We start from the raw sequence: 19,614 nt of genomic DNA on the forward strand, positions 1-19,614 counted from the left end.
ATCCAGAGTTCAGGTTAAGTAAGTATTTCTGTGTGGAACTATCATGCTTTTATGTTGCCTTATAGCTGGTAGGTATTTACATAGGGAGCAAGACATAATGCTAAAAGCTAGCAATAATAAACTCATTGCAATTTTACTAAGTAATAAAAAACTGCTTATTTTTATTTTACTAATGTCGGTAGTTCGTAGTGCTGTTGCTGACTGGTATTCAGTACCTAGCGGTTCAATGCAGCCCACCATTAAAGTAGGTGATCGCATAGTGGTAAGCAAAATGGCCTATGATTTACGCTTGCCCTTTACCGATATAATATTACTTGCCCTTAATACACCACAACGTGGAGAAATTGTAGTCTTCGAATCTAAAGCGGCTGCTCTTCGATTAATTAAACGAATTGTGGGTTTACCTGGTGATGTCGTCGCGATGAACAATGAAGTTATTGAAATAAACGGTTTAGCCTTATCTTATAGCCCTTCAAGTAAAAGTACCTGGTCAGCAGATTCAACGAGTGTAACGGTAACAATAGAAAAATTAGCGAATATTAAACATCAGATAAACATTTATAACACAGCAAGTAATAGGCTTAGCAATTTTGGCCCGATAACGGTACCTGCGGGTCATTATCTCGTGTTAGGTGACAATCGCCGCCATAGTGCCGATTCTCGTGTTTATGGCTTTGTGCCACATCAAGAGTTGCGAGGCAAGGCAACAGCTATCGCATTTTCTGTAGATTATAATAATTTTTATCTTCCCCGCGCTAAACGATTTTTCAAAGATATTTATGGTATCTAACTAATAGAAAAAACCGAACGGGGGTTGGCAATGCCTATTTTATGGTAATAGCTATGCCGCTATTTCCAACACCCTACTCTATTCGGTGAATTTATTTATCAACTTCATGATACTCATTAAAGCTTCTATAAAAATAGTTGTCATTCATTTATAAGTGCTGTATTTCATCGGTTAAATGTGGGAATTCGCGGTGTAAGTTATGTTTCTCTACTGTCATTCTCATCTCCTAGCTGATTTTCTTGCATGTTAAAGCAGCGGTGTTGTAGTTAGGTGTTGGTAATATAGTAAGGCTATTGATTTTACTGTGAGTGTTGGTGGTGTGATAAAAGCGAGCGTCACAAGCATGACGGTATATGGATATACCCTTACTAGACAGTGCAGGAGCACACTGTCCTGATGCTTGTGCAGAGCCCCATGGATGCGTCTCGCTTGTTTACTCGCCCACACTCAACAACAACAACAGAGCCTAAAGTGCACAGTTAATACATTTGCTTGTATAAGGTAACGCCGATAAACGGTCTGGGTTTATCAATTCATCACACTCCTCACAATGTCCGTATAATCCTTCGGCTATTCGTTGTAATGCCGATTTAACTAAGGTTAATTCTAACTTTGCTTCGTGATGTATTTCATCAAGTACACCATCATTTTCTGTCTCCGTAGCTTGCTCAGAAAAATCCTGTGATCTACCTTTATGGAAGTCAGCTTCTATGGCGGCAATGCGCTTGGTTAGCTGTGTTTGTTTATTTTTCAATAATATTGTGATTTCTTTGCTTGGCATAAACAGCTCCTTATGACTCGGTATCTCTTTATATTAGCTCTTACATTCACCTTACGCCTATTTGTACTGTTATTATTGCTCTAGCTCAAATTTCAGCCATAAAAAAAGGCCATGTTACCATGACCTTTTATCGCTATTTTGTCGCTGAGTTTATTACTGCAGCACTGATATATCCGCTATGGCAAAGAAACTATTTCTAATTTCATTCAGCAAGGTTAACCGGTTAATTTTAACTGCTTCATCATCACTCATCACCATAACACTATCAAAGAAAGTATCTATAGGTGTTTTAAGCTGTGCTAATTCAGTCAGTGCGGCTTGGTAATTTTTATCAGCCATCAAGGGAGCTACTTTCAAGCTTATTTCTTGATAGATATTTGCTAAATCGTTTTCCGCTTGTTCTGTTGCTAAATCTTTGTTAAAGGCTTGATATAGCTCACCATCAAATTTAGCCAGTATATTACCAACACGCTTATTTGCGGCAGCAAGTGTCGCTGCTTCCGGCAATTTACCAAAGAAGGTAACGGCTTTAATACGCTTTTCAAAATCAAGTGGTGCGCTGGGCTTTTTAGCCAATACCGCTTGGATAACATCAACCCTAATACCCTGTTCTTGATAGAAGGCACGGAATCGACCCATAATAAATTCAAGGACATCACTAGCGGTATTGTTATTAACTAATTTATCGCCAAATAACTCGATACTTTTGTTAATTAACACGGCAAGGTCTAAATCGAGCTGTTTTTCAATGATGATACGAATACTACCAATGGCTGCTCTTCGTAGCGCAAAGGGGTCTTTATCGCCCTTAGGAGCCTGATTAATACCAAAGATACCGACTAAAGTATCAATTTTATCACTGATAGCGACTGCACAGCCAATATTGGCTTCAGGTAGACTATCACCAGCAAAACGTGGCCGGTATTGATCTTCCAGTGCTTGGGCAATATTTTCATTTTCACCATCATGCAATGCATAGTACTTACCCATAGTGCCTTGCACTTGGGGAAACTCTAGTACCATTTCTGTCATCAAGTCGGTTTTACTCAGTAAGCCAGCACGGTACGCATCTTGTGCATTCTCGTTTAACTGTTCGGCAATGAACTGAGATAAAGTGGCGATTCGCTCAGACTTTGCTTTCAGTGTACCCAGTTGCTTTTGAAATAATACTGATTCAAGGCTGGCTAGTCTTGATGCCAAAGTCTGTTTTTTATCTGTTTTAAAGAAAAATTCAGCGTCAGCCAAACGTGGGCGAATCACCTTCTCATTACCAAAAATAACGGTATTTGGATCTTTAGATTCGATATTGGCAACAAAAATAAATTTGTTAACCAATCGGCCTTGATGATCGGTTACCGGAAAATACTTCTGATGATCTTTCATCGAGTATATTAATGGCTCAGCGGGAACATTTAAGAATTTTTCATCAAAGGTACCTACTAAGGTTACCGGCCATTCAACTAATGCCGTGACTTCGTTTAGTAACTCTTCATCAATTAGAGCGACAGCGTCAATATCTTTAGCGACTTGTTTTATTTGCGCAACAATTTTACTTTGTCTTACGTTAAAGTCGACTTCTACATAAGCTTTGATTAATTCGGCTTGGTAATCGTTAGCATGATTAATGGTCACTAAACCTTCATGATGAAAGCGATGACCTTGCACTTGGTTACTTGAACTGACGCCAAGGGCTTCACCAGCAATTATTTCGCTACCATAAAGCATAGTTAACGTGTGCACAGGACGAATAAACTGAATACGTTCAGCGCCCCAACGCATTGGTTTAGCAATGGGTAACTTACTTAATGCGCTTGTTACCATATCCGGCACTAATTCAGTAACATATTTCCCCGCAACTGTCGCACGGTACAGTAACCACTCACCTTTATCGGTTACTAGACGCTCGGCTTGCTCAACATCGATACCATTGGATCTTGCCCACCCTTGCGCTGCTCTGCTGGCATTACCGGCATCATCAAAAGCAACATTAACTGCTGGGCCACGCTTTTCTACAATTTTATCTGGTTGTTTATCAACTAAATCAAAAACTTGTACAGCTAAACGGCGCGGAGTAGCAAACCACTTAATATCGCTATAAGTTAAATTATGGCTATCGAGTTGGCTTTTAATATTGTCATAAAAAGCTATCGCTAATGTTTTTAATGATTTTGGTGGTAACTCTTCTGTACCAAGCTCAATAAGGAGTGTCTCAGTAGTCATTATTTATCTCCTTTAGCTGAAGCTTGCTTCGTACTGGCATCATTATTTTTACCTTCACTATTTTTACATAAGGGAAAGCCAAGCTCTTTACGTTTTTGGTAATATGATTCTGCTACGGCTTTAGATAAGGTACGGACACGTAAAATATATCGCTGACGTTCAGTTACTGATATCGCATGGCGAGCATCAAGCATATTAAAGGCATGGGATGCTTTCATTACTTGCTCATAAGCGGGTAATGGTAAGTTTACCTCAATCAGTTTTTTACTCTCTTTTTCACATTGGTCAAATTGCTTAAATAGTGCGTCAACATCCGCGTATTCAAAGTTATAGGTTGATTGCTCGACTTCATTTTGGTGAAAAATATCACGGTAATAGATAGTTCCTAATGGGCCATCAGTCCACACTAGATCATAAATGCTATCCACATTTTGAATATACATTGCTAAGCGCTCTAAGCCGTAAGTAATCTCACCGGTAACTGGCTTACACTCTAAACCACCCACTTGTTGGAAGTAGGTAAATTGAGATATTTCCATGCCGTTCAACCAAATTTCCCAACCTAAACCCCAAGCACCTAAGGTAGGTGATTCCCAGTTATCTTCAACAAACCGAATATCATGCACCAGAGGATCGATACCTAACTCTTTTAGCGAGTTGAGGTAAAGCTGCTGAATATTTTTTGGCGATGGTTTTAGCATCACTTGAAATTGATAATAGTGCTGTAAGCGATTTGGATTTTCACCATAACGACCATCGGTGGGACGTCGGCAAGGTTGTACATAGGCACTGCTGATCGGCTCAGGGCCAATTGAGCGTAAAAAAGTCATGGGATGGAAGGTACCTGCCCCAACTTCTAAATCAAGAGGTTGTACGATTGCACAACCTTGACGTGACCAGTAATCTTGCAACTGTAAAATTAAGCCTTGAAAAGTTTTACTTTGGTAAGTTGTCATGGTGTTCAAATTCACTTTTGTCTTAGTTAACTGAGCAAAGGGTCTTTGCTGGGAATTATCATGCGCTTTTTACATCTGACGATTATAATGTTTATGCTACAAAAATGCCCAGACATGAAGACCGGGCATCTTATTTAAGCTTTAATAAGAACTATATATCTAAGTTTGAAACTCGTAAGGCATTTTCTTCGATAAATTTCCTGCGCGGTTCTACATGATCACCCATCAAGGTGGTAAACAGTTGATCCGCAGCAATGGCATCTTCGATAGTTACCTGTAACATACGTCGTGTGTCAGGATCCATGGTAGTTTCCCAAAGCTGCTCAGGGTTCATTTCTCCTAGCCCTTTATAACGCTGGATGTATAGACCACGTTTCGATTCTGTCATTAACCATTCCAAAGCTTCATCAAAGGTATCTACTGACTTAACTTTATCACCACGTTTAACGTAAGCGCCATCTTCCATCAAGCCATTAATTTCTGTGTTTAATGACATAATTGCGGCAAACTCTTTTGATTGTAAAAGCTCATAACTGCAATGATATTCTTTATCGATACCATGTTTTCTAACAATAAAGTTCGGGTAATATATATTACGCTCTTGGTTATGCTTCACTTCAACTTGATAGATTGAACCGTTACCATCTTGATTTTCTAGTTGAGTAATAATATCTTTGGTCCAGTCTTGCACTTTACTTTCATCGGAAAAGTCTTCAGTGGTGATAGTTCTGCTATAAATCATCTTCTCTAAAATATCAGCAGGCATCTGTCTAGATAGACGTTTAACTATATCCATGGTTTTACGATATTGATTTACTAACTGTTCTAAGCTAGTACCCGATATTCCCGGTGCATCTTCATTAACATGAACAGAGGCGTTATCAAGTGCTAATGTTGTTAAGTACTCGGTTAAACCTTCATCATCTTTAATGTAGCGTTCTTGCTTACCTTTTTTCACTTTATAAAGCGGTGGCTGGGCAATAAAAATATGGCCACGTTCCATAATTTCAGGCATTTGACGATAAAAGAATGTCAGTAATAAGGTACGAATATGAGAACCATCGACATCGGCATCGGTCATGATGATAATGCTGTGATAACGTAATTTGTCTGGATTATATTCGTCGCGACCTATACCACAACCTAATGCGGTAATTAAGGTACCTACTTCTTGCGAAGAAATCATTTTATCAAAACGTGCTTTTTCTACGTTAAGAATTTTACCTTTTAACGGTAAAATTGCTTGGTTTTTACGATTACGGCCCTGCTTGGCTGAACCACCAGCAGAGTCCCCTTCCACAATATATATTTCAGATAAGGCCGGATCTTTTTCCTGACAATCTGCCAACTTACCTGGTAAACCAGCAATATCTAAAGCACCTTTACGACGTGTCATTTCACGTGCTTTGCGGGCAGCTTCACGAGCTCGAGCAGCATCAACTATCTTCATAATGATGGTGCGGGCAATAGAAGGATTCTCTAATAGATATTCACCTAACTTTTCACCCATGGCTTGTTCAACGGCAGTTTTTACTTCAGATGAAACAAGTTTATCTTTGGTTTGTGATGAGAACTTAGGATCTGGTACTTTAACGGATATTACCGCAGTTAAACCTTCACGGGCATCATCACCGGTAGCACTAGTTTCAGTACTACCACCTTTTTTGGTCTTATTCAGGCCCTCTCTGTTCATATAAGAATTCAGTGTTCTGGTAAGCGCAGTTCTAAAACCACTTAAATGCGAACCACCATCACGTTGTGGAATATTATTGGTAAAACAGTGAATACTTTCTTGAAAACCATCATTCCATTGCATGGCTACTTCGACAATAATCCCGTCGTCACGCTCTAAATCGAAATAAAATATCTCTTCATTAACAGGTGTTTTATTGGTATTTAAATAATCAACAAAGGCTTGAATACCACCTTTATAGCAAAAAAGTTCTTCTTTACCTTCTTCACGTTCATCAATTAAATGTATTGATACGCCTGAATTTAAGAAAGATAATTCACGAATACGTTTAACTAATAGGTCGTAATGAAATAGCACATCCGTAAAGGTATCGGTACTTGGCCAGAAGCGTACTTCAGTACCCGTTTCATCACTTACACCCACTTCGGCAAGTGGCGCTTCCGCTACACCTACATAATAAAACTGTTCAAACAATTTACCATCGCGACGAATATTCAACTTAAGCTTTGCACTTAAAGCATTTACCACTGAAATGCCCACGCCATGAAGACCACCGGAAACTTTATAACCCGAATCTTCACCACCAAATTTACCACCGGCGTGTAAAACAGTCATAATAACTTCAGCAGCAGATATACCTTCTTCTGGATGTATGTCAGTCGGGATACCACGGCCATCATCTTTTACCGATACCGAGCCATCTAAATGAATGGTTACCACAATTTCAGAGCAATGCCCTGCTAATGCTTCATCGATTGAGTTATCTAGAACCTCAAAAACCATATGATGTAAACCAGTGCCATCATCCGTGTCACCTATATACATACCAGGTCTTTTTCGTACTGCATCAAGTCCTTTTAGTACCTTAATACTGGACGAACCATATTCATTTTCTACTGTCATAGTTTTAGCCTACTCAATCATTACTGAATTATTCACAGGTAATATAACACCATGTTTCACGTGAAACATATGATAATTATTCTTTTCGCTACCCTCATTATTAATAACTTGGCTGTCATTAAAAAAAGGTTGCAGAACACTTTCTTCAATTGCCGTAATAACAACTTGGCAATCTAATTTACTCGTTGCATTTGATAAAGCCTGCCTTGAATTACTATCTAACTCAGCACCTACATCATCAATAAGTAAAATTGGTTTTACTCGATTAACTCTTGCAATTAATTTAGCTTGTGCAAATGTTAATGCCAATAAAAACAACTTCTGTTGTCCCCTTGAAAGTTGACTTTCTAATGGCTGCTTAGCGATAAGAAATTTAACATCAAATTTATGCGCGCCATAGATACTATAACCAAAACCTTGCTCTCTTTCATGACTATCCTGTAGCGCTGCCATTAAATTCTTTTTTTGTGGCCAGCCCTGTAAATATTGCACACTAACCTTTGCCGCTATATTAGGTAATAATATAGCCAACCAGAAAGGCAATTCTGTCACTAGGTCGGCAACATATTGTGATCTGGTCTCGGCAACATTTTCTGATAACTGACAAAATATTTTAGTCCAGTAATCTAAACTCGATTTATCTAAAGCATTTCTGATGCAAGCATTACGCTGCTTAAGTACCCGATTAAATTCCCGCCACTGTTTAGAAAAATCATGTTTCACGTGAAACATACCTAAATCGATAAAGCGTCGACGTTCTTTGGGTCCACCAAAAAAAAGCTTAAAACTTTCGGGCGTAACTATTTGTACGGCAATATTCTTGGCGAGTTCAGATAATCGAGCATGCCGCTCACCATTTATCTTTATTAACGTTACCCCTGAAGCTGTATTTTTACTAAGACCTAGTTGTAAATCATTATCATCTTTTATACTAACAACAAAATTATCAGTATCATAACTTGCTAGATGTTCTACCTTAGAGGTACGAAAAGATTTTCCGTGTCCAATAAAAAAAATAGCTTCAAGTAAACTACTTTTACCACTGCCATTATCGCCAACAAAGAAGTTAAGCTTAGGGTGAAAATCTATAGTTACCGATGATAAATTTCTAAAGTTATAAGTAGTTAGTTTTGCAACACTCATCTGTAGATATAATAATTTTATTGAAAACTATAAACGCATAGGCATGACAACGTAAAGCGCTTCGCTATTACTACTGCCTTCAATAACAACACTACTATTTGCATCCGCCAAAGTAAATTTAACGTTCTCATCTTTAATAGCGTTTAACACATCAAGCACATAACTTACGTTAAAACCAATTTCTAAATCATCGTAAGGAAAATCGATTTCAATTTCTTCTTCCGCTTGCTCTTGCTCAGGATTATTCGCTGTTATTTTTAAATTAGTCTTAGAGAAGTTTAAACGTACACCCTTAAACTTTTCATTCGATAATATTGATGCTCGTGAAAGCACTTGACGAAGTTCATCTTTATTTGTTTCAAAAACTTTATCACCATTACGAGGTAATACTCGACGGTAATCAGGAAAGCGACCATCAACTAATTTACTAGTAAAAGAAAACTCTGTGTCTATAATGCGAATATGATTAGAGCCTAAAAAAATCTGCACCAACTCATCAACGGGTGCCAGTAGACGTATAATCTCTAAAATACCTTTCCGCGGCACAATAACTTGTCTAACCGGTAAATCGAGCGAGTCGTTTGAAATTTTACAGATAGCCAGACGATGACCATCGGTAGCGACAGAACGGATTTCATTACCGTCGCTTTCAATGGACATGCCATTCAAATAGTAACGAACATCTTGGTTGGCCATGGAAAAATGAGTACTTTCAATTAGGCGCAAAAATTCAGACTTTAACAGCTTAAATTCAACATCGCCCTGCCATTCTTCAATATTAGGAAAATCTGCTGCTGGTAACGTTGACAGAGAATAGCGACTACGACCAGATGATAACTTAATCGTCTCATTAATGACCTCAAAAGATATCAAAGAATTATCAGGTAAACTTTTACAAATATCTAATAATTTCCGCGCTGGAATAGTAATTTTTCCATCTTCACCTTGATTATCAATTTGTGCATAAGCAACCATTTCTAACTCTAAATCTGTAGCGGTCAGAGTAAGTGATTGACCACTTACTTCAAAAAGTACATTACTTAGAATGGGCAAGGTGCTTTTTCGTTCTACTGCACCAGAAACCAATAATAGTGGCTTAAGTAATAATTCCCTATTCAGTGAAAACTTCATTTTTTTACCTGCTTGAATGGCTAGTATTTTTATTTTATAAAAACTAAGACGAAAGTGTTCTGATTAAATTAGAATAATCTTCTTTAATATCATGCGTTTCTTCACGTAAAGATTTAACCTTGCGACAAGCATGTAAAACAGTGGTGTGATCTCGGCCACCAAAGGCATCGCCAATCTCAGGTAAACTATGATTGGTTAATTCCTTAGATAATGCCATGGCTATTTGCCTAGGCCTAGCGACAGAACGGTTGCGGCGTTTCGATAATAAATCGGAAATCTTAATTTTATAATATTCGGCAACGGTGCGCTGAATATTATCTATAGTAACCAGCTTGTCTTGCAGTGCTAATAAATCACGTAATGCTTCACGGACAAAATCAATGGTTATGGCACGACCGGTAAAATTAGCATTAGCAATAACACGATTTAATGCCCCTTCCAATTCTCGAACATTAGAACGCAGGCGCTTGGCAATAAAGAAAGCAACTTCATCTGCTAGGTTGATCTGACTCTCTTGCGCCTTACGTTTTAAAATGGCAACACGAGTTTCAAGTTCGGGCGGTTCAATGGCAAGAGTTAATCCCCAACCAAATCGAGATTTTAACCGGTCATCTACACCAACAATTTCTTTAGGATAACGATCACTAGTTAATATAACCTGTTGATTTCCTTCAAGTAAAGCATTAAACGTATGAAAAAACTCTTCTTGAGTACGCTCTTTACCAGCAAAAAATTGAATATCATCAATAAGTAATGCATCAACTGACCGGTAATATTGTTTAAATTGTTCCATGGCATTATTTTGTAATGCTCTAACCATATCTTGGACAAATCGCTCTGAATGCATATAGGCAATTTTAGCATTGGGGTTTTTAAGTAATATAGCATTGCCAACCGCGTGTAATAAATGCGTTTTACCTAAACCTGTGCCCCCATAGATAAATAAAGGGTTGTAAGCAGTGCCTGGGTTATCTGCAACTTGCGAGGCCGCAGCACGGGCAAGTTGATTAGATTTACCTTCAACAAAGTTATCGAAAGTGTAATTTAGTCGTATGTTGGATTTTTTAGGAATATTACTTACCGGCTGGGAAATTTTGACAGCAGGAGTTGAGCGAGCAAACATATTTTCATTACCACGAACATTCGCCGGTGTTGAAATATTAGTTGTTGTATTAACAATAGGTTTACTGCCAACATCAAAACGCAGCAACAATGGATTATTTGCTTCATTAATGCTTAAAAGTTCATTAATCCGATTGACGTATTTATCTCTAACCCAATCAAGTACAAAACGGTTAGGTGCATATAACGTCATAACATTGTCATTGACAACGGCCTGCAAAGGTCGGATCCACATACTAAATTGCTGAGCAGGCAATTCTTCTTGTAGAACAGATAGGCATCGTTGCCAAGGGGAATGATCCAACCAAAACTCCAGTAATTACTAGGTTAATATTTTTCTGAGGGCTATTATCTATGGAGTTATCCACAAGTGCAATATTGACTTTTAACTATTCTACATTTTTTTTGATTAACTAATGTTAAGTCTTTGTTAATAATAAAAATACTATAATATTTATCACAAAAATAACTCTACTTATTATTGATGATTTAAGCTTTAAACAAGCAATTTACCAAATTAGTTATCCAGATGGTCCAACAGCAATGTGGTAAAACTGTGAATATAGTTAGTGAACACCATAAAGATCACCATGATCCTAGGATAAATACCAAAGGATCATAGTAAAATAGCTAACATAAAAGATTGACAATTACCCTAATAAGATTTAATATTCCGCCTCTTTTTTTAGACCAGTGTGCTCAAAAGGCTGTTTTGCCAGGGCAACAACAACCGACGGATTAGCATAATGAAAAGAACATTTCAACCTAGCATACTAAAGCGTAAGCGTAACCACGGATTCCGTGCTCGTATGGCAACTAAAAGCGGCCGTGCTGTTATAGCTCGTCGCCGTGCCAAAGGCCGTAAAAGCCTTAGCGCATAATATCAAACCTTGTTTACAATTTTTGATATAAGGTAACCTAGCTATGGTTACTTACAAATTTAATCGGGAGTCACGTTTGTTGACTCCCGGTCATTTTCAAGCGGTTTTTTCTAAACCTATCCGTTTTGGCTCTCGCCACTTTACTTTATTAGTAACACAAAAACCTCATACTCTCGTCTCTGATAAACATAATTCAGTTGCCAAAAACCGTTTAGGCTTAGCTATAGCCAAAAAACGAGTTAAACTTGCTGTGCAACGCAACCGTATTAAAAGGCAAATAAGAGAAAGCTTCCGCTTAAACCAACATAATTTACCTGCTATCGATATAGTCGTTATGGTAAAGTCTGGTATTGATCAACTTGATAACAAGACAATAAATCAAGAATTAGAGAAAATATGGCGCAAAATAATTCAACGCCACAAAAACTAGTTATAACGGGTATTAAAGGCTATCAACGCTTTATTAGCCCATTACTAGGTTCTAATTGTCGATTTCAACCAAGCTGCTCTAGCTATGCAACCGAAGCAATTAATCGCTTTGGTGTCATAAAAGGTGGTTGGTTAGCAAGCAAACGTATATTAAGATGTCACCCTCTCAATGAAGGTGGTGACGATCCAGTGCCACAAAAAAAAGAATAAATAACCTACCTAGACTAAAAGAGTGTTGGTTATCAAGCAAACGTATATTAAAATGCCACGCACTTATCACATTTAAATTATGCTCGGGAAAATACTCCCCTGCCAACAAAGAAGAGAAGTAAATTTTATGGAATCCCAACGCAGTCTACTTTTTATTGCGCTTATGGTTGTTACCTACTTACTGTTTAGTCAATGGCAGCAGCAAAATGCACCTATTACGCAACAAACAAGTATTAGCCAAAATCAGTCTGGTGAAATTGCTAACGCTGACTTCGTGCCTGAATCATCAGATGCACAAATAAGCTCGGTAAAATCAAACGTGACTTCGGCAAAGTTAATAAACGTGACCACTGACACCTTCACCTTAAAAATTAATAGTCAAGGTGGTGATATCGTAGAAGTAAAATTACTTAACTTCGATACAGAGCAAGGCAATGGTATTCCCTTTACCATCATGCAAAATGGCAATCAAAAATATATTGCTCAAAGTGGTTTAACCGGTGCTAACGGTATTGACCGTATCATTAAAGGTCGCCCAATCTATTCCAGCGTGCAAAGCAATTATGAATTAATCAATGATAGCTTAATCATTGATTTAGTTTTTAACGATGTCAGTGGTATGACGGTCACTAAACGTTTTACCTTTAAGAAAAATAGCTACAGCATTAATGTTGAATACATAATAGATAACAACACAGCGAATAGCGTATCTGTACAAATGTATGGCCAACTTAAGCAGTCTACCTTGGTAGACACAGGCGGTGGTATGTTGCCAACTTATCGTGGTACTGCTTATTCAACCACAGAAGATCGTTACGAAAAATATGATTTTGATGATATACAAGATGCTAACTTAGCTAAAGTAACCGTTGGTGGTTGGGTTGCTATGCTTGAGCATTACTTCGTATCAGCTTGGATACCAAACGCTGAAGATAGTAACCAGCTATATACTAGCTACAGTAATAATTTTGAAGCGGTAATAGGTTTCAAAGCTCCCGCGATTATTATTGATGCTGGTCAACAAGGCACTACATCGGCAATTTTTTATGTCGGTCCTAAAGATCAATACGTACTAGACGAAATTTCTGACGGTTTAGGTTTAACGATTGATTACGGTTTCTTATGGATGATCAGTAAACCCTTATTCTGGTTACTGCTAACTATCCAAAGCTTTGTCACTAACTGGGGTGTGGCTATTATTATCATCACCTTAATTGTCAAAGGTGGTATGTACCCATTAACTAAAGTGCAATACACCTCAATGGCTAAAATGCGTGACTTAGCACCAAAAATAGCCCAGCTAAAAGAACGTTTTGGCGATGACAGACAAAAAATGTCACAAGCCACCATGGAAATGTATCGTAAAGAAAAAGTAAATCCTGCTGGCGGTTGTTTACCATTATTACTGCAAATGCCCATTTTCTTAGCGCTTTACTGGGTATTCTTAGAAAGTGTTGAATTACGTCATGCACCATTCTTCTTCTGGATTCAAGATTTATCGACAATGGACCCTTACTTTGTCTTACCCGTATTAATGGGTGCAAGTATGTATGTTATGCAAAGAATGCAACCTATGACCATTCAAGATCCAATGCAACAAAAAATTATGCAGTATATGCCAGTAGTATTCTCAATATTTATGGCTTGGTTCCCGTCAGGTTTAGTACTTTATTGGTTTATCAGTAACTTGATTTCAATTACCCAAATGAAGATTATATTTGCGGGTATTGCTAAGAAAAAAGCAGCACAAGCAGCTTAAAATCGGTCTTGAGTTAACAATAAAATGAATAAAGTAAAAGGCGATTACTGTTTAACAGTAATCGCCTTTTTTATTGTCGACATTAATGACAACTATAGCCTCAGCAGAATTGGTATTAATTTATAAATACAGTAAAATACCAGCATTCAACCGTTAAAATTAATTACCTAGCCATGACATCAATTTCTCACACAACGACAATCGCCGCCCAAGCAACCGCACCAGGACGTGGTGGCGTCGGTATTATTAGAGTATCAGGCCCAGAAGCAACCAATGTTGCTCAAGCTATATTAGGTAAAATTCCTGAAGTAAGAAAAGCAGAATATCTGCCTTTTTTAGATAAGACCTTACCGGATAAAAATCAGGTATTAGATCAAGGTATAGCACTATTTTTTAAAGGGCCTAACTCATTTACTGGCGAAGATGTTATTGAGTTTCAAGGCCATGGCGGCCCGGTAATTTTAGATATGCTGCTGAAGACAATTCTTGCGCTACCGAAAGTAATAATGGCTAAACCAGGTGAATTTAGTGAACAAGCTTTTTTAAATGACAAACTCGATTTAACCCAAGCAGAAGCCATCGCTGATTTAATTAACTCTAGTTCAGAGCAAGCTGCTCGCTCTGCCATGCACTCTTTACAAGGCGACTTCTCAAAGCTGGTGCATGAAATGGTCGAAAGTATTATTCACCTACGCATGTATGTTGAAGCGGCCATAGACTTTCCTGAAGAAGAAATTGACTTTCTCGCTGATAAAAAAATAGTTACTGATTTAAAAACTATTATCAGTAAAGTAGAAGATGTACGTAAACAAGCACAGCAAGGCTGTATTATCCGTGAAGGAATGCGTGTCGTCATAGCTGGTCGCCCAAATGCCGGAAAATCCAGTTTATTAAATTCCTTAAGTGGTAAACAAACCGCCATAGTTACCGATATTGCCGGTACTACCCGTGATGTACTGGCCGAACAAATTCATATCGATGGCATGCCATTACATATTATTGATACCGCAGGATTACGCGATAGCGATGATGTGGTTGAAAAAATTGGCATTGAGCGTGCTTGGCAAGAAATAGAAAAAGCAGATCGGGTTTTATTAATGGTTGATGGCAGTGAAGATCACAGCGTGTTAACAGATGAGCAAGATATTAAAGATTACTACCCAGAATTTTTTGCCAAGCTACCAGCAAATATTGGCCTTACGCTGATCAGAAATAAAGCCGATGTAACTAATGCTAAAACCGGTTTTAGCGAGTTTACTGACACCGACGGCACACAACACACTATCATTACTTTATCAGCAAAAACAGGTGCAGGCGTTGACAGCCTAAAAGAGCACTTAAAAAGTATTATGGGTTATCAAAGTAGTACTGAAGGTGGATTTATGGCAAGAAGGCGGCATTTAGTGGCGCTAGAGAATACCCATCAGCATTTACTCATCGGATTAGAGCAACTTGAGTCTTACGTGGCAGGTGAGATATTGGCAGAAGAGTTACGTATTTGTCAGCAGGAATTGGATCAAATAACTGGCGAGTTCACCAGTGATGATCTGTTAGGTAAGATCTTCAGTTCTTTTTGTATTGGTAAGTAACTACCAAGAAAAACGCAGCATAGCTAAAATCTATGCTGCGTAGAATATTATTCCGCTACTATTAACCTAGCTCTAAAATCTTTTCATCGAACGCGACAATATCTTTTGATAACCATGTTAGCCGTTATATTGGCTACTAAATAACCCAGCAGCGCCAGTCGAACCTCCACTCTGAATACAAGCAGCGATTTGGATATTTTTATTTATCTGCTCTGCAGCAACAATATAGCCAATAATTTTGTTGGTATTTTCAGCCTCAGCTGTTTTATATATCGGTTTATGCCCTTTAATGGCCAACATAACAATGTGCAACTTACAGTGCTGGTTATATTTTTATTGTTTAAAATACAACCATCATATAACAAAGTATGCAAAGTAATTGTTTATCCGAACTTAGCTTAAGTAATACAATAACTCCCCGCTTATTATCGTTATATAACTCCATTTTATTAAAAAGAGACCCTCTATGAGCTCAATTCAAATCATTGTTGGTAGTATGCTTGGTGGCACGGAATATGTTGCAGAAGCCTGTGAAGAAACCCTAACTGAACTTGATTTTAAGGTTGATATTCACTTAAAACCGGATCTTAATAACATCCTCAGTAATACTTTTCTGAGCAATAATGAACAAAAAAAGCACAGTGATCTCCCTAAAAAGCCTCTTTGGATCATTTGTACCTCAACACATGGTGCTGGAGACTACCCAGACAGCATCAAGCAATTTGCCAGTGATCTATCTCATTGTGAACAAGATCTATCCACGGTTAGTTTTTTAACCATAGGGATCGGAGATTCTAGCTATGATACTTTCTGTAAAGCAGCCAAAGACATAACAAAACTATTGATTACAATGGGTTGTACTGAAATAGTACCATTGAAAACTTTGGATATGTCTGAAGATATTGATCCAGAAGAGCTTGCTCAGCAGTGGATCAGCTTAAATAAAGATCTACTTTAGATCTAGCACGATCAGTTACCCATAAGTTATTAACAGTTATTGATCTATATTTTTTACATTGTGGATAAAACAGTGAATAACCGGTTATTTTGCTATTATTATTCAGTGGATTAAATTGGGATTTAATCTGCCTGTGGATAAGTCGCTGTTTTGATCAAAGCTTATTAGCAGATTGATCAAGGCTTGATCACAAGGTTATCATTACTATTAGTCACTAATATTTATAAAGAAAAAGTACTTACCCACAGAAAATAAGGATCTTAATAAGTAATAGTAATAAGATCTTTATAAAGATCTCTTAATATATATTAGAGATCAGCCCAGATCTTTTTTACGCATTTGATCGTATCCCTGAGGAGAAAAAAGCGCTAAAATACGTTTCCTAATTTTAAGCATTGCAAATTTTGCACTGCGTTTTAAAATAAAAACTTTAACCAAGCAGGATTGTAAATTTATGTGGTATCAAGAGTCTTATGACGTAATTGTTGTTGGTGGTGGTCATGCGGGAACCGAGGCCTCACTTGCAGCAGCACGTATGGGCTGCAAAACGTTGTTGTTAACTCATAACATTGACACTCTAGGCCAAATGTCTTGTAATCCTGCCATTGGTGGCATTGGCAAGGGTCATCTTGTTAAAGAAATTGATGCACTTGGTGGCTTGATGGCAACGGCCATTGATCATAGTGCCATTCAATTTAGAACATTAAATTCAAGCAAGGGTCCAGCCGTAAGAGCGACTCGTGCCCAAGCGGATCGCGTATTATATCGATCTTACGTACGAAACGTCTTGGAAAACCAAGAAAACTTAACTATTTTCCAACAACCTTGTGATGACTTGATCCTTGAAAACGATCGCGTAGTTGGCATATCAACACAAATGGGCCTTAAATTTAAAGGCAAAACAGTGGTACTTACCGTTGGAACTTTCCTTGCAGGACAAATTCACATTGGTCTAAATAATTATCAAGGCGGCCGTGCAGGTGATCCTGCCAGTATCACTCTAGCCGAAAAAATGCGTGATATGCCTTTTAGAATGGGTCGTTTAAAAACAGGAACACCACCAAGGCTTGATGGAAGATCAATAGATTTTTCGGTAATGGAAGAGCAACCAGGAGATACACCGCGTCCGGTATTTTCTTTTATGGGCTCTCGTGCTGATCATCCAAAACAAATATCTTGTTATATCACTCACACCAATGAGAAAACCCATCAGATTATTCGAGATGGTTTAGATAGATCTCCCATGTATACGGGGGTCATTGAAGGCGTAGGCCCAAGATACTGTCCATCTATTGAAGACAAGATCACTCGTTTTGCCGATAAAAATTCACATCAAATATTCGTTGAGCCTGAAGGCTTAACTACCAATGAAGTGTACCCTAATGGCATTTCAACCAGTTTACCTTTTGATGTACAAATTGATTTAGTACGTTCAATTAAAGGTTTTGAAAATGCTTTTATTACTCGTCCAGGCTATGCCATTGAGTATGACTACTTCGATCCTCGTGATTTAAAGCAGAGTTTAGAAAGTAAATTTGTGCAAAACTTATATTTTGCCGGTCAAATTAATGGTACTACCGGCTATGAAGAAGCTGCCGCGCAAGGCCTCATTGCCGCAACTAATGCTGCCAATAGAGTAAAAGAGCGCGATGAGTTTATTCTCGGTCGTGACCAAGCTTATGTCGGTGTGCTAATTGATGATTTAGCGACATTAGGAACTAAAGAACCGTATCGTATGTTTACTTCGCGTGCTGAATACCGTTTGTTATTGCGGGAAGATAACGCCGATATTCGTTTAACCGAACTAGGTCGTAAAGTTGGCTTAGTTGATGATGCTCGCTGGCAACGATTTAATGAAAAAATGGAAAATATTGAACTCGAGCGTCAGCGGTTACGCTCAACCTGGGTTCAAAAGGATCATCACAATATTGATCAGATTAATGCCTTGCTAAAATCGCCTTTGAGTAAAGAAGCCAGTTTAGAAGATTTGATCCGTCGCCCAGAAGTAAAATATGATGATCTGATGAAAATTGAAGGTTTAGGGCCAGCAGCGGCTGATAAAGAGGCTTCTCAACAGATTGAAATTCAAACCAAATACGCTGGCTATATTGATCGACAGCTAGATGAAATAGCCAAGAAAAAGCGTAATGAAAATACTTTGATCCCAATGGATCTTAATTATCAGCAAATTTCAGGGCTCTCGAATGAAGTTGTCGCTAAGTTAAAAGATGCTCGTCCGGAAACTATTGGTAAAGCTTCACGAATTTCTGGTATTACTCCGGCGGCAATTTCGTTATTATTAGTCTACTTAAAAAAACACGGTCTTTTACGCAAATTAGGCTAAAAGCAATAGCTAGGGGCGAGCTGCTAACTTAACAAGTTAGCAGCTGGTCTAAATAAAAATGACTTTAACACAAGAATTAACGACACTGATCAGTAAAACCCAGCTTGTCGTATCTCAGCAGCAAATCGATTTACTTATTCAATACGTTGAACTACTCAACAAATGGAATAAAACCTATAACCTTACTTCAGTTCGGAATCCTAGTGATATGTTAATTAAACATATTATGGATAGTTTAATGGTAGGTGAAGTACTTATTGGTAAAAATTTTATTGATGTAGGCACGGGTCCTGGTTTACCCGGTATACCACTGGCTATTTTATACCCAGAAAGAAATTTTGTCTTATTAGACAGTTTAGGTAAACGGATTACCTTCCTTAGACAAGCGATTTTTAAATTAAAACTCACTAATGTTACGCCAGTGAAGGCAAGAGTTGAAGACTATCAAGGCGAGCAACCTTTTGATGGTGTGCTAAGTCGCGCATTTTCTTCCCTTAATGATATGGTAAGCTGGTGTCAGCATTTAATAACCACTGAACAAGGACGATTTTTTGCACTGAAAGGGCAATACCCTCAGAGTGAAATTTCACAATTACCTGAAAATATTATTTTAGTAGACAGTCATAAAATTATCGTACCTGGCTTGGTTGGTGAACGTCACGTTCTGGTTTTGAAGAAGTTGCACTAGAAGCAAAAAAATTACAA

The 19,614-nt window shown here is 38.0% G+C and carries 17 protein-coding genes; 9 read left to right on the forward strand and 8 right to left on the reverse strand.

The features are described 5' to 3' along the window. The first annotated feature begins 97 nt into the window (after positions 1-97). Positions 98-790: a signal peptidase I gene (gene lepB, locus MTCD1_RS05395; protein WP_057183548.1), complete on the forward strand. Its 693-nt coding sequence runs from the start codon at positions 98-100 to the stop codon at positions 788-790. A 466-nt stretch (positions 791-1,256) separates the two neighbouring features. On the opposite strand, the gene MTCD1_RS05405 is transcribed toward lepB, so the two are convergent. The 7 genes from MTCD1_RS05405 to dnaA form a co-directional block, all read right to left on the reverse strand. Further along, positions 1,257-1,571, reverse strand: coding sequence for a TraR/DksA family transcriptional regulator (locus MTCD1_RS05405; RefSeq protein WP_057183546.1), 315 nt, complete (start codon positions 1,569-1,571; stop codon positions 1,257-1,259). Between the two features lie 153 nt (positions 1,572-1,724). Beyond that, positions 1,725-3,791, reverse strand: a complete 2,067-nt coding sequence (gene glyS / locus MTCD1_RS05410) for a glycine--tRNA ligase subunit beta (protein ID WP_057183544.1) — start codon at positions 3,789-3,791, stop codon at positions 1,725-1,727. Further along, positions 3,791-4,747: a glycine--tRNA ligase subunit alpha gene (gene glyQ / locus MTCD1_RS05415; protein WP_057183542.1), complete on the reverse strand. Its 957-nt coding sequence runs from the start codon at positions 4,745-4,747 to the stop codon at positions 3,791-3,793. The genes glyS and glyQ overlap by 1 nt, the downstream gene beginning before the upstream one ends. A 151-nt stretch (positions 4,748-4,898) precedes the next feature. Continuing rightward, positions 4,899-7,343, reverse strand: a complete 2,445-nt coding sequence (gene gyrB / locus MTCD1_RS05420; RefSeq protein ID WP_057183540.1) for a DNA topoisomerase (ATP-hydrolyzing) subunit B — start codon at positions 7,341-7,343, stop codon at positions 4,899-4,901. Between the two features lie 9 nt (positions 7,344-7,352). Beyond that, the gene (gene recF, locus MTCD1_RS05425; RefSeq protein ID WP_057183538.1) at positions 7,353-8,486 is read right to left on the reverse strand and encodes a DNA replication/repair protein RecF; all 1,134 of its coding nucleotides are present in this window, start codon (positions 8,484-8,486) and stop codon (positions 7,353-7,355) included. A gap of 27 nt (positions 8,487-8,513) precedes the next feature. Further along, positions 8,514-9,617 (reverse strand): DNA polymerase III subunit beta, encoded by a 1,104-nt coding sequence (dnaN, locus tag MTCD1_RS05430; protein ID WP_057183536.1) that lies wholly within the window; start codon positions 9,615-9,617, stop codon positions 8,514-8,516. Positions 9,618-9,660: 43 nt separating this feature from the next. Then, positions 9,661-11,043: a chromosomal replication initiator protein DnaA gene (dnaA, locus tag MTCD1_RS05435; RefSeq protein ID WP_057183534.1), complete on the reverse strand. Its 1,383-nt coding sequence runs from the start codon at positions 11,041-11,043 to the stop codon at positions 9,661-9,663. A gap of 442 nt (positions 11,044-11,485) precedes the next feature. Between dnaA and rpmH the strand changes: the two genes are divergently transcribed. From rpmH to mnmE, 5 genes are all read left to right on the forward strand, one after another. Further along, positions 11,486-11,620, forward strand: a complete 135-nt coding sequence (rpmH, locus tag MTCD1_RS05440; RefSeq protein ID WP_057183533.1) for a 50S ribosomal protein L34 — start codon at positions 11,486-11,488, stop codon at positions 11,618-11,620. A gap of 43 nt (positions 11,621-11,663) precedes the next feature. Then, positions 11,664-12,050, forward strand: coding sequence for a ribonuclease P protein component (rnpA, locus tag MTCD1_RS05445; RefSeq protein WP_057183532.1), 387 nt, complete (start codon positions 11,664-11,666; stop codon positions 12,048-12,050). Beyond that, positions 12,017-12,259: a membrane protein insertion efficiency factor YidD gene (gene yidD, locus MTCD1_RS05450; protein ID WP_057183530.1), complete on the forward strand. Its 243-nt coding sequence runs from the start codon at positions 12,017-12,019 to the stop codon at positions 12,257-12,259. The genes rnpA and yidD overlap by 34 nt, the downstream gene beginning before the upstream one ends. A 127-nt stretch (positions 12,260-12,386) precedes the next feature. Further along, positions 12,387-14,018: a membrane protein insertase YidC gene (gene yidC, locus MTCD1_RS05455; RefSeq protein WP_057183528.1), complete on the forward strand. Its 1,632-nt coding sequence runs from the start codon at positions 12,387-12,389 to the stop codon at positions 14,016-14,018. 173 nt (positions 14,019-14,191) lie between these two features. Beyond that, positions 14,192-15,607, forward strand: a complete 1,416-nt coding sequence (gene mnmE, locus MTCD1_RS05460; protein WP_057183526.1) for a tRNA uridine-5-carboxymethylaminomethyl(34) synthesis GTPase MnmE — start codon at positions 14,192-14,194, stop codon at positions 15,605-15,607. Between the two features lie 117 nt (positions 15,608-15,724). Here mnmE and MTCD1_RS05465 read toward each other — a convergent pair whose 3' ends face one another. Then, positions 15,725-15,907, reverse strand: coding sequence for a hypothetical protein (locus tag MTCD1_RS05465; protein WP_057183525.1), 183 nt, complete (start codon positions 15,905-15,907; stop codon positions 15,725-15,727). A gap of 166 nt (positions 15,908-16,073) precedes the next feature. Here MTCD1_RS05465 and MTCD1_RS05470 point away from each other — a divergent pair, with 166 nt between their 5' ends. The 3 genes from MTCD1_RS05470 (at position 16,074) to rsmG (ending at position 19,597) form a co-directional block, all read left to right on the forward strand. Beyond that, complete coding sequence (locus MTCD1_RS05470; protein WP_057183520.1) at positions 16,074-16,565, forward strand: flavodoxin domain-containing protein; 492 nt, start codon at positions 16,074-16,076, stop codon at positions 16,563-16,565. A 454-nt stretch (positions 16,566-17,019) separates the two neighbouring features. Next, entirely contained in the window at positions 17,020-18,909 is a 1,890-nt protein-coding gene (mnmG, locus tag MTCD1_RS05475) for a tRNA uridine-5-carboxymethylaminomethyl(34) synthesis enzyme MnmG (RefSeq protein ID WP_057183518.1), read from the forward strand. Positions 18,910-18,967: 58 nt separating this feature from the next. Then, positions 18,968-19,597 (forward strand): 16S rRNA (guanine(527)-N(7))-methyltransferase RsmG, encoded by a 630-nt coding sequence (gene rsmG / locus MTCD1_RS05480; protein WP_057183516.1) that lies wholly within the window; start codon positions 18,968-18,970, stop codon positions 19,595-19,597. Positions 19,598-19,614: the final 17 nt, after the last annotated feature.

Source organism: Colwellia marinimaniae (assembly GCF_002207865.1).
GTDB lineage: Bacteria > Pseudomonadota > Gammaproteobacteria > Enterobacterales > Alteromonadaceae > Colwellia > Colwellia marinimaniae.

Coding starts and splice junctions, on each gene's coding strand:
- rpmH (WP_057183533.1), top strand. CDS start 11,486: ATGAAAAGAACATTTCAACCTAGCATACTAAAGCGTAAGCGTAACCAC.
- MTCD1_RS05405 (WP_057183546.1), bottom strand. CDS start 1,571: ATGCCAAGCAAAGAAATCACAATATTATTGAAAAATAAACAAACACAG.
- rnpA (WP_057183532.1), top strand. CDS start 11,664: ATGGTTACTTACAAATTTAATCGGGAGTCACGTTTGTTGACTCCCGGT.
- mnmE (WP_057183526.1), top strand. CDS start 14,192: ATGACATCAATTTCTCACACAACGACAATCGCCGCCCAAGCAACCGCA.
- MTCD1_RS05465 (WP_057183525.1), bottom strand. CDS start 15,907: ATGTTGGCCATTAAAGGGCATAAACCGATATATAAAACAGCTGAGGCT.
- dnaN (WP_057183536.1), bottom strand. CDS start 9,617: ATGAAGTTTTCACTGAATAGGGAATTATTACTTAAGCCACTATTATTG.
- recF (WP_057183538.1), bottom strand. CDS start 8,486: ATGAGTGTTGCAAAACTAACTACTTATAACTTTAGAAATTTATCATCG.
- rsmG (WP_057183516.1), top strand. CDS start 18,968: ATGACTTTAACACAAGAATTAACGACACTGATCAGTAAAACCCAGCTT.
- yidD (WP_057183530.1), top strand. CDS start 12,017: ATGGCGCAAAATAATTCAACGCCACAAAAACTAGTTATAACGGGTATT.
- lepB (WP_057183548.1), top strand. CDS start 98: ATGCTAAAAGCTAGCAATAATAAACTCATTGCAATTTTACTAAGTAAT.
- glyS (WP_057183544.1), bottom strand. CDS start 3,791: ATGACTACTGAGACACTCCTTATTGAGCTTGGTACAGAAGAGTTACCA.
- yidC (WP_057183528.1), top strand. CDS start 12,387: ATGGAATCCCAACGCAGTCTACTTTTTATTGCGCTTATGGTTGTTACC.
- gyrB (WP_057183540.1), bottom strand. CDS start 7,343: ATGACAGTAGAAAATGAATATGGTTCGTCCAGTATTAAGGTACTAAAA.
- glyQ (WP_057183542.1), bottom strand. CDS start 4,747: ATGACAACTTACCAAAGTAAAACTTTTCAAGGCTTAATTTTACAGTTG.
- MTCD1_RS05470 (WP_057183520.1), top strand. CDS start 16,074: ATGAGCTCAATTCAAATCATTGTTGGTAGTATGCTTGGTGGCACGGAA.
- mnmG (WP_057183518.1), top strand. CDS start 17,020: ATGTGGTATCAAGAGTCTTATGACGTAATTGTTGTTGGTGGTGGTCAT.